General features: G+C 46.3%; 11 protein-coding genes. 8 read left to right on the forward strand and 3 right to left on the reverse strand.

Annotation, left to right across the window (positions count from 1 at the left end; genetic code table 11):
• The first annotated feature begins 198 nt into the window (after positions 1-198).
• Together QN395_RS17730 and QN395_RS17735 are read left to right on the forward strand one after the other, a co-directional pair.
• The gene (locus tag QN395_RS17730) at positions 199-846 is read left to right on the forward strand and encodes a DUF4272 domain-containing protein (protein ID WP_323492480.1); all 648 of its coding nucleotides are present in this window, start codon (positions 199-201) and stop codon (positions 844-846) included.
• Between the two features lie 194 nt (positions 847-1,040).
• On the forward strand, positions 1,041-1,274 hold the full coding sequence (locus tag QN395_RS17735) for a hypothetical protein (protein ID WP_322118409.1): 234 nt from the start codon (positions 1,041-1,043) through the stop codon (positions 1,272-1,274).
• A 55-nt stretch (positions 1,275-1,329) separates the two neighbouring features.
• On the opposite strand, the gene QN395_RS17740 is transcribed toward QN395_RS17735, so the two are convergent.
• On the reverse strand, positions 1,330-1,701 hold the full coding sequence (locus QN395_RS17740) for a hypothetical protein (protein ID WP_322118408.1): 372 nt from the start codon (positions 1,699-1,701) through the stop codon (positions 1,330-1,332).
• A gap of 93 nt (positions 1,702-1,794) precedes the next feature.
• Positions 1,795-2,196, reverse strand: coding sequence for a nucleotide pyrophosphohydrolase (locus tag QN395_RS17745; protein WP_323492479.1), 402 nt, complete (start codon positions 2,194-2,196; stop codon positions 1,795-1,797).
• A gap of 475 nt (positions 2,197-2,671) precedes the next feature.
• On the opposite strand from QN395_RS17745, the gene QN395_RS17750 reads away from it, so the two are divergent.
• The 6 genes from QN395_RS17750 to QN395_RS17775 all read left to right on the forward strand — a co-directional run bounded on the left by QN395_RS17750 (position 2,672) and on the right by QN395_RS17775 (position 10,757).
• Entirely contained in the window at positions 2,672-4,753 is a 2,082-nt protein-coding gene (locus QN395_RS17750; protein ID WP_322118406.1) for a M13 family metallopeptidase, read from the forward strand.
• Between the two features lie 293 nt (positions 4,754-5,046).
• On the forward strand, positions 5,047-5,337 hold the full coding sequence (locus tag QN395_RS17755) for a hypothetical protein (protein ID WP_323492478.1): 291 nt from the start codon (positions 5,047-5,049) through the stop codon (positions 5,335-5,337).
• 263 nt (positions 5,338-5,600) lie between these two features.
• Positions 5,601-6,705, forward strand: a protein-coding gene (prfB, locus tag QN395_RS17760) for a peptide chain release factor 2 (RefSeq protein WP_322118404.1) whose coding sequence is annotated in 2 segments (ribosomal slippage) — positions 5,601-5,681 and positions 5,683-6,705 — 1,104 coding nt in all. Because the reading frame shifts where the segments join, the coding sequence is not laid out codon by codon here.
• 121 nt (positions 6,706-6,826) lie between these two features.
• Positions 6,827-8,365 (forward strand): lysine--tRNA ligase, encoded by a 1,539-nt coding sequence (lysS, locus tag QN395_RS17765; protein WP_322118403.1) that lies wholly within the window; start codon positions 6,827-6,829, stop codon positions 8,363-8,365.
• A 98-nt stretch (positions 8,366-8,463) separates the two neighbouring features.
• Positions 8,464-10,287, forward strand: coding sequence for an ABC transporter ATP-binding protein (locus tag QN395_RS17770; RefSeq protein ID WP_323492477.1), 1,824 nt, complete (start codon positions 8,464-8,466; stop codon positions 10,285-10,287).
• Positions 10,284-10,757 (forward strand): cupin domain-containing protein, encoded by a 474-nt coding sequence (locus tag QN395_RS17775; RefSeq protein WP_322118401.1) that lies wholly within the window; start codon positions 10,284-10,286, stop codon positions 10,755-10,757. Before QN395_RS17770 ends, QN395_RS17775 begins: the two co-directional genes overlap by 4 nt.
• Positions 10,758-10,982: 225 nt before the next feature.
• Here QN395_RS17775 and QN395_RS17780 read toward each other — a convergent pair whose 3' ends face one another.
• Positions 10,983-11,981, reverse strand: coding sequence for an NAD(P)/FAD-dependent oxidoreductase (locus QN395_RS17780; protein WP_322118400.1), 999 nt, complete (start codon positions 11,979-11,981; stop codon positions 10,983-10,985).
• Positions 11,982-12,029 lie beyond the last annotated feature (48 nt).

Consider the following 12,029-nt stretch of genomic DNA (forward strand, 5'->3'; position numbering starts at 1 on the left):
CGTACTCACTTCTCGTGTTTCACTGTCTTTCTACCTCTATTTCCCCGCCTCTCGACGGGAGCCGAACTATAGCAAACTACACCTCCCTTTGGCAAGCGCTTTTCATTCATATTTTATAAATCATTACATAAATTAATCAACAAAGTCCTTCTACTTACCTGACAATACTGGCTTGACCACAATCTATTTTGAATTTTTATGAATCCAGAAAGCCGTAAATTTCTCTCGGAGACCATGTTGCATAAGCGAGGTATCCGCATCAATCTTCAGCTACCGTTGATTGAATCAGATGAGGAGGTGGATTTGCGCAGCAAGGATGCCTTATTCCAGCGTTTAATAGCATTGTGGGCGGTGACTGGGGCAGCAGAGGCAGAGCACCCAAGCTATTTTCGTAAATACATAACAACACATCAAATGGCTTCGTATTTATCTGAACAAGAACACGCATTCTTATTTAGCGATGTAATGTCTTGTCAGGATAGATCGCGATTTGCACTCCAGAAAGAGCGTCTGTTTTTCCTCGCTTGGTGTGCAGGCATCAATGATGAGATTGAATTGAGTTTGCATGCATCGGACGTCAGCAAACTACAGCGTTTTTTCCCGCAAGCGATGGAACAGGCTAGCGTTCTGGAGAAAGCGATACAGCTGCGATCCAAATCACGCATTCTGGATTGGGCTGACTTACTATACCGGGTGCATTGGGCAGTACGCCATGCTAATTTGATTGGCAAGACAACCGTCGGCAATATTCGTTGCGATGTTATTCCAGAGTGGCATCATGCAGTCAATTGGATCGCTTCCTATAACGAAGAAGACAATTGGGATCTGGTTGAAACGGACACATGATTAAGTAGATAAGTGGAGGCTAAAATTTTAGCGCCAACGCTAACAACAACGAGAAAACACAAAATCATCTGGATTCGACTTCGCAATACTTACCAAATAGATATACTCCCCCTCTATTTTAGTAAAAATGACCTGCAGAGCAGAAAGCATCTGGACGATTAAATATACCCACTATGAGTATCTAAATTAACAATATGAATATCAGCGCATTAGAAGCCATAGTAAAGCGACAAAAGCCGGGTGCTAAGTTTGTCGTTTTTGCAGAGATGCTGGGGATGAGCATCCCCGCCTTTGATCTTCAGGCCAAGCAATGGATTGCTGAAGGTGGCGAGGGATTTCGTGTGACGGGGGTGCCATTTCGCAGAGTGATCGATGGAGAGTTTTTAATCCAACGTATCACTCTGATCAAAGACGATATTGAAGACTAGGCGATCTGTTCCGTAGTTTAGACCGCGCAGAAAAACCAAACTAAACAACAAGAAATCACACCCGAACTGCTGGTGCGCTATCGATGTCGATTAAGGATTCCCGCCCCTTATCGGTGATCGCAAAACCACCCTCCGGCAATGCAACGATGTGTGCTTTTTTACCTAAAAACGTTGCTACATCATTACCAATCTGCGCCATCGGATCGTTGGAAATCAAACGCAAACCCTCAATACATTTCTTCACAAACAAGGTCTGCAGCCCCTTCTCTGTCATATCGAAACTACCGTCCTTATTGTGTTTGATATATTTCAAACCGTTTAAGCGTTTGGAATTTCTGCCGATGCATGCGTTGGGGCGCTCATTTTTACGTAATTTGCTGATTAGCTCCAGCGCATTAAATTCGTCGATAGTGAGGGTGTCGTTCATAGTATGTCCTTAAAAATGAGGTATTTCGCGATGCTTACTGCTCGAAACAGTCGATTCATCTGCCCTAAGCAAATGAGGGAACTGCCTGATGCGTTATTCTCTCTTTGTTGGCGCCAAGTCTAAAACAGCACCTGTCTCCGTGTCCAAAACGGTATATTTTGCAGAAGAGCCATAAAATTGGTCGACCGGATAACGCTGCTCGTTTTTTGCAATTTTCTCTGTTGCCGCAGCGATCAGATCAATCCCATTTTTCTCTGCGATGAGAAGCAGATAATGCAATACATCAGCGCATTCTTCCCTCAACTCTTGTTGAAAACGTGGGTCGTCTTGCAAGTTAGCGATTTGCTCTTCGCTTTTCCACTGCGTTAGTTCCAGCAATTCACCGGTTTCCAAATGCAACGAGATAATCAGATTTTTTAAATCGTGATACTGCTTCCAGTTGCGTTGATCTCTAAACTGGATCAAGGAGTCAGTCAGCGATTGAAGATCAGACATGGCGTTTTTTGTTCTAATTGTCGGAAGATTGTTGAGTTATGCATGATAAATCAGTCCTTAAGTTCGGCATTGTAATCTATGCGTTCGGGGATCTAGCACTCTTATGTTGCAAAGCGACGCCACCAAACCTGATTTTCATTGCTTTTAAATAATGTAAGTATGGACAGGGGAATTGCCGCGATTTACTATACTTTGCTGATTTTATTTTCAAACAGAGTCACGTACTTGAAAATATAATTGAATTTTTAGGCAAATCGGCGAACTCTTTGATCGTATTTTGGTCAATTAGATGCTGAATTGTCTGCTATAGAGCTGACGAACAAAGTCAATTAATAGTATGGTTGACATTAAGTCATCAGCCAGCAATAGCGAGGTCCGACCAAAATTTTCAAAACAAGTTGGAAAACGCATTCAGTAAAAAAGATCGTAGCAATAAAGACAAACACTTCATTCCATCACCCCAGGAGATCAATTAGTGAAAGCTCACGTACTCAGCGCTATCGCGCTCATGTTTGCCGGCGCTACCAGCGTCTATGCTGATGAACCAGCAAAAGCTTCACCTGCCACACCTGCCAAAGCAGCCTCATCCTCTGCATCAGTCTTATTGTCTGGCATTGACAACAAATTCAATGACACAAGTGTACGCGCGCAAGACGACTTTTATCGTCATGTCAACGGCTCCTGGTTAAAAACCGCCGAAATCCCTGCGGACAAATCGTCTGCAGGTGCGTTCATCGACTTGCGTGAAGCGACTGTTCCACGTATGCGCAGCATCATAGAGGGCCTAGCGAAGCAAAAGCCGAAAGCCGGAACAGAAGCGGCCAAAATCGGTGATATGTATACCACCTATATGGATACCGACAGGATTGAGTCTATGGGGTTGAAACCATTGGAAAGCGACTTTGCCAAAGTCGCTGCATTGACGGATAAAAAGCAAATTCCAGCATTCATCGCTAGCCTCAATCGCATCAGCGTTGGTGCACCACTCGACGTGGGTGTGCATCAAGATAACAAAGACTCCACTAAATATGTACTGGATATCGGTCAATCTGGTCTCGGCTTGCCCGACCGCGATTATTACTTGAAAGATGACGACGTCAAACTCAAAGATGCGCGTACTAAATATCTCATCCATGTAGAAAAAATGCTGAGCATGGCTGGCGATAAAGATGCAGCAAAAAATGCAGCTGAAATTTTGGTATTAGAGACAGAACTCGCCAAGATTCAATGGAGTAAAGTGGAACTGCGTGATCCGATCAAAGCATACAACAAATTTGAACTCAGCAAACTTGATGCATTGACTCCGGGTTACGACTGGAAAAGCTATCTAACCACGTTGGGCGTGCAAGGCAAGATCGACTATCTGATCGTCAGTCAGCCAACTTATCTGACGGCGTTCAATACCCTTTTGCAAAATACATCACTGGACACATGGAAAACGTATTTCAAATGGCATTTGTTAAGCTCTGCTGCAAGCCAGTTACCAAAAGCATTCGTGGATGAAAGCTTCGGTTTCTACAGCACGACTTTACGTGGTGTACCAAAGCAAGAAGATCGCTGGAAACGCGGCGTACGACTGGTCGACTCTAGTTTGGGCGAAAGCTTAGGAAAACTGTATGTTGCACAGTATTTCCCTGCAGCGAACAAAGCGAAGATGGAGAAACTGGTCAATAATTTGCTGCTGGCTTACAAGCAAAGTATCGACACATTGGATTGGATGAGTCCAGAGACCAAAAAAGAAGCGCAAGCAAAACTGGCGACCTTCATGCCCAAAATTGGTTATCCAAACAAATGGCGTGATTACTCTGCATTGAACATCGTCAAAGGTGATGCAGTTGCCAACTTGCGCAATGCTCGTTTGTTCGCTTCTCAAGTGGAATTGAATAAATTAGGCCAGCCAATCGATCGCGACGAATGGGGTATGACACCACAAACCGTCAACGCTTATTACAACCCGGAGATGAATGAAATCGTCTTCCCGGCAGCGATTTTGCAGCCTCCATTCTTCAATGCTAAAGCAGATGACGCAGTCAACTACGGTGGTATCGGCGCGGTAATCGGTCATGAAATCAGCCATGGTTTTGATGACCAAGGTGCGCAATATGATGGCAAAGGAAATCTGCGTGACTGGTGGACCAAAGACGACCACGAAAAATTTGCGGCAAAAACAGCTACGCTGGTCAAGCAGTACAGTGCATTCAGCCCTATTCCTGGTTATTTCGTGAATGGTGAACTGACTCTAGGTGAAAATATTGCTGATAACTCTGGTCTGGCAATCGCTTACAAAGCCTACCATTTATCCCTCGGCGGCAAACCTGCACCTGTCATCGGTGGCTTAACTGGTGACCAACGCTTCTTCATGGGCTTTGCTCAAGTATGGCGCGGCAAAATGCGCGAAGCATCAATGATCGTTCAATTGAAGACGGATCCACATTCACCTGGCGAAATCCGTGCAAATGGCAGCTTGCGCAACATGGGCCCATTCTACAAAGCCTATGATTTGAAAGAAGGAGACAAGATGTATTTGGCGCCAGCAGAGCGCGTATCAATCTGGTAACGCAAATTGCTCAATCGCTCAAAAACTAAGCGGTTTAGACAACAAAAAGGGACGCAAAAATTGCGTCCCTTTTTTATAAAACTCAAGACTTACTCAAAATTATCTCAGTAAGGCATGGCGGCGGGGTAATGTTTTAGAGATGTAACGCACTTGGAGCAGTTTTACGTAAGTCTCGAAACGAAGGGGAATTCCGTTCTCAGAAAATTAACGCACAGCTAAGACATCAAGTAGTACAATTTTTTTTGCAAACACATGTTCGAAAGACTACATCACCCTACTAAACGGAGGTCAGCATGAAGCACATGAATACGATTTTGATACTGGAACATACAGAAGAAGTATTTGAAAAATTGACTTGCGATGTCTGCGGCGCAGAGTCAAAATGGGATGAGGACTGGAGCGCTGAAGAAAGTCAAAAAGTCACAACTACGATCGAGTTATACGAAGAAGTTTCTCTCGCCAGTGGAGGGCAATCGACCCAAACCCAATATCATATTTGCCCAAAATGTTTTAAAGATCATTTGTCAAAATGGTTTGAAAGCCACAGAAATAACAAACCAAGCGAAATAAAGTCGGTCTGGTAAAGCTGAGTTTATTTAGTACCGGGCTGTATTAACAGAACTTATTAACAAAGCTTTATTAGCTCAGCCTGACTTTAGATCTTAAAACGACTTTGAACGGCTGTGCTCTGTCAACCGCAAACTGTATTATTGACAAATAATTATTTTATTAGTGGCGATCAGATGTAGTCCTTGTTTTTCGGGTTGAATCCTCAGCAATCTAAATTAGATCAAGCTCTCCCTCGGGTATAATCTAGGGTTTGATTTAAATACTTTAGAAGAAAAATATGGAAGCCGAACGCCTCAATAGCCTGTCCGCCCTGCTCATCGACCTGACTGGTCGTGAAGCCGAACTTCGGAGGTATCTTTGACTTCGATGTCAAGTCAGAGAAACTAGAGCAAGTCAACGCCGAGTTGGAAGATCCCAAAGTCTGGGAAGAACCTAAGCGTGCCCAAGAACTGGGCAAAGAAAAAAAATCCCTTGAAGCCATCGTGCATACGCTGACTAAAATCGATATCGATTTGCGTGATGCCAGCGACTTATTCGCAATGGCGCGTGAAGAGAGTGATGACGACACTTTAGAAGCGATCGAAGCGGACGCACAAACACTCAAAGGCTTAGTTGAAGGCATGGAGTTCCGCCGGATGTTTAATAATCCGATGGATCCAAATAACTGCTTTATCGATATTCAGGCAGGTGCTGGCGGTACTGAGGCACAAGACTGGGCATCGATGCTGTTACGTCAATACTTACGTTATTGCGAACGTAAAGGTTTCAAGGTCGAAATTCTGGAGCAATCTGATGGTGAAGTTGCCGGTATCAAGACCGCAACTCTGAAGGTGGAAGGCGAATACGCTTACGGATTTTTGCGCACCGAAACCGGCGTGCATCGACTAGTTCGTAAGTCACCGTTTGATTCTGCCAACGGTCGCCATACCTCGTTCTCAAGTTTGTTTGTCTACCCTGAAGTGGATGAATCGTTTGAAATTGATATCAACCCTGCTGATGTCCGCGTAGATACCTATCGCGCCTCCGGTGCAGGTGGTCAGCATATTAATAAAACCGATTCCGCCGTGCGTCTGACCCACGGCCCGTCCGGTATCGTAGTGCAGTGTCAAAATGATCGCAGTCAACACCGTAACCGCGCCGAAGCATGGGAGATGTTGAAAGCCAAATTGTTTGAGCTGGAATTGCGCAAACGTATGAGCGAAAAACAAAATCTGGAAGACACTAAAACCGACGTCGGCTGGGGTCATCAAATTCGTTCCTACGTACTGGATCAATCCCGCATCAAAGATCTACGTACGAACTTTGAAATGGGCAATACCAAAGCAGTTCTGGATGGTGATCTGGATGACTTTATCGCGGCCTCACTCAAGCAAGGCGTCTAAATCTAGTGCCAATCTAGTGCAAATTCAGCACGAGCTCAGCGCAAATTTGGTGGTTGCAAAGTCCATCACTGAATTTGCCAGCTACGGATAAGTAAATAAATTACATACTGAGAGAAATTTCATGTCAGACCAAACTCATAACGCAGTATCGGCAGAAGTCGTAGTCGATGAACATTCCATCATCACCGAGCGTCGCGCTAAGTTGGATGCCATTCGCAAGCAAGGTATTGCTTTCCCAAATGACTTCCGTCCGCAACATAAAGCTGCTGCTTTACAAACGCAATATGGCGCGACGACGCGTGAAGAGCTGGAAGAGTTGAATATTACGGTGGTGGTTGCTGGTCGTATGATGCTAAAGCGCGAGGCTGGCAAAAAAGCTGCCTTCGCTACTCTGCAAGATGCCTCTGGCATTAAAGCAGATGGTCGTATTCAGTTGTACGTCACCTCCGACAAAACTGGCGAAGCCGAGATGGAAGCGTTCCGTCACTATGATCTGGGTGATATTTTAGGTATCGAAGGTACGCTCTTCAAAACCAAGACAGATGAGCTGACGATCAAAGTCACGACATTACGCTTGCTGACTAAATCACTGCGCCCTCTTCCAGATAAATTCCATGGACTGGCAAATCAAGAAACGAAATATCGTCAACGGTATGTTGATCTGATCATGAGCGAGGAAACGCGTCGCACGTTTAAAGCGCGTACCGCTGCGATGACTTCGATCCGTAATTTCATGATCAATAATGAGTTTATGGAAGTAGAAACACCGATGTTGCACGTCATCCCTGGCGGCGCCGCGGCGAAACCTTTCATCACACATCACAACGCGCTCGACATGCAAATGTATCTGCGTATCGCGCCAGAACTGTATCTGAAGCGTCTGGTGGTCGGCGGTTTTGATCGTGTATTTGAAGTCAATCGTAACTTCCGCAACGAAGGTGTCTCGCCGCGTCATAATCCAGAATTCACTATGATGGAATTTTACGCAGCCTATGTGGATTACAAATGGCTGATGGATTTTACTGAGCAAGTCATCCGCAAGGCCGCAGAGGATGCGCATGGCACAGCAGTCCTGACATACCAAGGTAAAGAGCTGGATCTGAGTAAGCCTTTCCAACGCTTGACCATTGTCGGTGCGATCAACAAATATGCGCCGCGTTACACCAATGAACAACTGCATGACGCCGACTTCATCAAAACAGAATTGCTCAAGTTTGGCGTAAAACCGTTTACGACAGCAGGTCTGGGGGCATTGCAACTAGCTTTGTTTGAAGAAACAGCAGAAGCACAACTGTGGGAGCCGACCTACATCATCGACTATCCAGTTGAAGTGTCGCCATTAGCGCGCGCCTCTGACACCGTCGCTGGTATCACTGAGCGTTTTGAATTATTTATGACTGGCCGTGAAATCGCTAACGGCTTCTCTGAGTTAAATGATGCGGAAGATCAGGCGGCACGCTTCCAGGCGCAGGTAGCAGCAAAAGACGCTGGTGACGAAGAAGCCATGTATTACGATGCAGATTACATCCGCGCATTGGAATACGGCTTGCCACCGACCGGCGGTTGCGGCATTGGTATTGATCGTTTGATGATGTTGATCACTGACTCGCCCAATATCCGTGATGTGATTTTGTTCCCGCATCTGCGTCGCGAAGAATAATCGTGCTGTAAGCTAGAAATCCTCAGGGACTGTAAAATTTGCAGTCCCTTTTTATTTTGCTTCATTTGCAAAACCCTTCGTCAAATTGATCGAGCGCTATGACAAAAACTCCGATGACAGCAACTGCAGGCACGACTCCCATACACCCTCTCAAAAAACTACTTAGCTATTCAAAAAAATACCGTACTGATTTTCGTCTGGCGACGCTATATTCGGTTCTGAATAAATTTTTTGATGTCTTGCCAGAAGTTCTGATTGGCGTCGCTGTTGATATTGTCGTTAATGGTGATAAAAGCTTTTTAGCAAAAAAAATCCTCGGTAACTTTGGCGTCGTTGATACCTGGCATCAATTAGTATTACTGGGTATTGTGAATGCCATTGTATGGGGCGGAGAGTCCTGGTTTGAATATCTACTTTGTCTGAAATGGCGCAAGCTCGCCCAAAATTTGCAGCATGACTTGCGATTAGATACTTATGACCATGTGCAAAAGCTGGAGATGGCATACTTTGAAAATCAGCGCACCGGCAATCTGATGTCGATACTGAATGAAGACATCAATCAAATGGAACGCTTTTTAAATGGCGGCGCTAATCAGATCATTCAGGTGATCTGCTCCTCTTTGATGGTCAGTGCCGTGTTCTTCGCCTTGCAACCTTCGCTAGCCATCATTTCTTTGCTGCCCGTACCGGCGATACTGATTGGTGCATTCTGGTTCCAAAAACGCTTGGCACCACGTTATGCAGAAGTGCGTGAGGCCGCAGGTGACGTCAGTGCGCGCCTGAATAATAATCTGCTCGGACTCGCCACCATCAAAGCCTTTGCTACAGAGAATTTTGAAAGCGCCCATATTGCCCAAGCTAGTAACGCCTATCGCGATGCGAATGGGCGCGCGATTGCAATAAATTCAGCCATCACGCCAGTCATACGGATGGCGATTCTGGCTGGTTTTACCGCGACCTTGGTGTATGGCGGCTGGCTGACAATCCATGGACAGTTGGCAGTTGGTGCTTATTCTGTGCTCGTATTTTTAACCCAGCGTTTGCTATGGCCAATGACCGGATTGGCAGATGTGGCCGATATGTATCAGCGATCTATGTCGGCGATTGATCGTGCGATGAATTTACTGAACACGCCGATCAAGATTACCTATGAGGGTGCGCATTTGCCACCGCATCAGGTCCAAGGTGAATTACGCTTTGAAGAGCTCGGCTTTGCCTATGGTGACACGACCACGCTGAAGAATATCAACCTGCATATTCCTGCAGGCAAAACAGTGGCGTTTGTCGGGTCAACTGGATCGGGCAAATCAACTTTAGTGAAACTGCTATTACGTTTTTATGAATCACAGTCGGGGCGGATTTTGCTGGACGGCCAACCCATTAATGACATCAACTTACAGGATTTGCGCCGTTCGATCGGTTACGTAGCACAGGATAGTTTTTTAACCGATGGTACGATTGCCGAGAATATTGCGTATGGTCTGAGTGGCATATCGGAACAGGCAATTGCTGATGCAGCACAAGCGGCGGAGGCGACTGAATTTATCAACAAACTGCCGTTAGGATTTGCCACCCGCATCGGTGAGCGCGGCCAAAAATTGTCTGGCGGTCAGCGTCAGCGTCTAGCATTGGCAAGAGCAATTTTAAAAAATCCGCCTATCCTTATTTTGGATGAGGCGACTAGCGCGGTCGATAATGAAACTGAAGCCGCGATCCAACGCAGTCTGGATGTCGTCAGTCGCAACCGCACAACCATCGTGATTGCACATCGCTTATCGACAATCCGTCAGGCTGATTGCATCTATCTCTTAGAATCGGGTGAGATCGTTGAAAGCGGCACGCATGAACAATTGCTGGCGCTCAATGGCGGCTATGCGTCATTATGGCGTTTACAAACAGGCGAAAGGATGACGACAACATGAACAAATCATTCAAATACGGGATTGTAGGAATACTCGCTGGTGTCATCGGTGTCGCTATTTACGGTGCCGTCGCCTATGTAACGCATGTAGCGCCTGCGACCAGTAGCACCGTTAGCATGCCGATTCAAGCATTTGCGGTCGATCCGAGTTGGGTCAAGTCGGGCCAACCCAACTTTAAAGCCGTTGAGTTTTCAGCGGCAACGGACGGCAGCTCAAGCTCAGGCATTTTTGAAGCTGAAGGACCATCCACCTTTGAGTGGCATTACCAATTGGACGAGTCGATTTATGTCTTGAGTGGCGGCGTGGAGATTGATTATCTCGGCCAGCACTTCACCTTAAAGGAAGGCGATACGGCATTTTTCCGCGCTGGCACGGTGGCATTGTGGCATGTGCCAGTGGGTATCAAAAAAACCTGGACGCTTTACAATCCGGGCAAACTAGCTCACTGGCTAGGACGTCTGAGTAAATAATTCTGTCGAAGCAACTAGGCAAGCAAACCGAAACCGCACTGAATCACCACTAAGGCAGCCCCAAAGTCAGAAAACCAATTTGTCGTTTCTATGATCCAGAAACGACAAATTCCTACAAATCATTCAGAAATATACTACTCACTGTATTTTTAAACGTCCATATATAATCTGGACTTCAACCATGATTTATGCCTATACTCCCCTTTTTTTTATCAATCCTAGGGGCTATGCAGCGGAAAATTTACTCGCTAATGCCAATGCACTGGTGAAGGCATTCTCAACACGTCCCGATCCTGCCAGCCCTGCTGCAAACCAGTCACCGCACACGCCTATCCCCTGTTTCGCATTCCATAAGCAATCCTCTGCGATTGGCTCCACTGCTTGCGCATAACGCCAGCGATGGGCGACGGCGTGAATAGGCTGGATTAGTGATCCTGTTGCCTCATGAAAAGCCCTGGACAACTTCTCTTTGGCACGCTCGTTATCATCTTCCAGATGTTCTATGCTCCACTCTTGCGTCGCATGACAAACCCAACGCTCGCCCACCCGATGTGATGGTTTAGCAGTGTCGCTGGCGATCCAGCCCAGGCGTGAATTGCTGACCCAGGCACCCTCATATGGCAAATTAAGCGGCGTCTGAAAACCCAACATCAAAGTCCAGCACGGTGTCAGATGAACTTTGGCAGTTTGCTTCGCCATGGCAGGAGCCACTCGCAGCAAAGGTGTTGCCTGCTCTGGCGGAATCGCCAGCAGTACCGCATCAAAAGGCCCTGCCGATGCCGGGACAGGCACCATGTCGGATTTGATCGATAGTATCCATTGCTTTTCGAAAGCTACAATCGCAACCACTTGCTGCTCGGTGCGAACATCCAGACCATGTGCCAGTTGCTTACCCAAAGAACTCATCCCGGGAACCGCGACATATCGTTTGGCGGAGTTTCCAGTTGGCTTACTCAGACCATGATCCAACGTCACTAGCTTACTTTCCCAAGGCACAACCCAACCTAATTTGCGCCAATCGTTAATCTCTTTTTTAAAGCGATCCGAAGTCGCCGTGAAATACTGTGCGCCATGATCAAAACCACCTAGCTCTGTCATACGGGTGCTCATACGTCCGCTAACACCACGGCTCTTCTCGTACACCGTCACATGATGACCCTGGGACTGTAATTGACGGGCGACAGTGAGTCCTGCTAATCCTGCTCCAACGATGGCGATTTGCATATAGTTCCTTCAAAAATTTGAGCAAAAGAAAACGCCCGCAAATCAGAT

It is taken from the genome of Undibacterium sp. RTI2.2 (genome assembly GCF_035018705.1).
Lineage (GTDB): Bacteria > Pseudomonadota > Gammaproteobacteria > Burkholderiales > Burkholderiaceae_D > Undibacterium.

Bases quoted from the DNA above. Each gene is read 5' to 3' on its own strand.
- QN395_RS17745 (WP_323492479.1), bottom strand. From the start codon at position 2,196: ATGTCTGATCTTCAATCGCTGACTGACTCCTTGATCCAGTTTAGAGAT.
- lysS (WP_322118403.1), top strand. From the start codon at position 6,827: ATGTCAGACCAAACTCATAACGCAGTATCGGCAGAAGTCGTAGTCGAT.
- QN395_RS17775 (WP_322118401.1), top strand. From the start codon at position 10,284: ATGAACAAATCATTCAAATACGGGATTGTAGGAATACTCGCTGGTGTC.
- QN395_RS17730 (WP_323492480.1), top strand. From the start codon at position 199: ATGAATCCAGAAAGCCGTAAATTTCTCTCGGAGACCATGTTGCATAAG.
- QN395_RS17740 (WP_322118408.1), bottom strand. From the start codon at position 1,701: ATGAACGACACCCTCACTATCGACGAATTTAATGCGCTGGAGCTAATC.
- QN395_RS17755 (WP_323492478.1), top strand. From the start codon at position 5,047: ATGAAGCACATGAATACGATTTTGATACTGGAACATACAGAAGAAGTA.
- QN395_RS17780 (WP_322118400.1), bottom strand. From the start codon at position 11,981: ATGCAAATCGCCATCGTTGGAGCAGGATTAGCAGGACTCACTGTCGCC.
- QN395_RS17770 (WP_323492477.1), top strand. From the start codon at position 8,464: ATGACAAAAACTCCGATGACAGCAACTGCAGGCACGACTCCCATACAC.
- QN395_RS17735 (WP_322118409.1), top strand. From the start codon at position 1,041: ATGAATATCAGCGCATTAGAAGCCATAGTAAAGCGACAAAAGCCGGGT.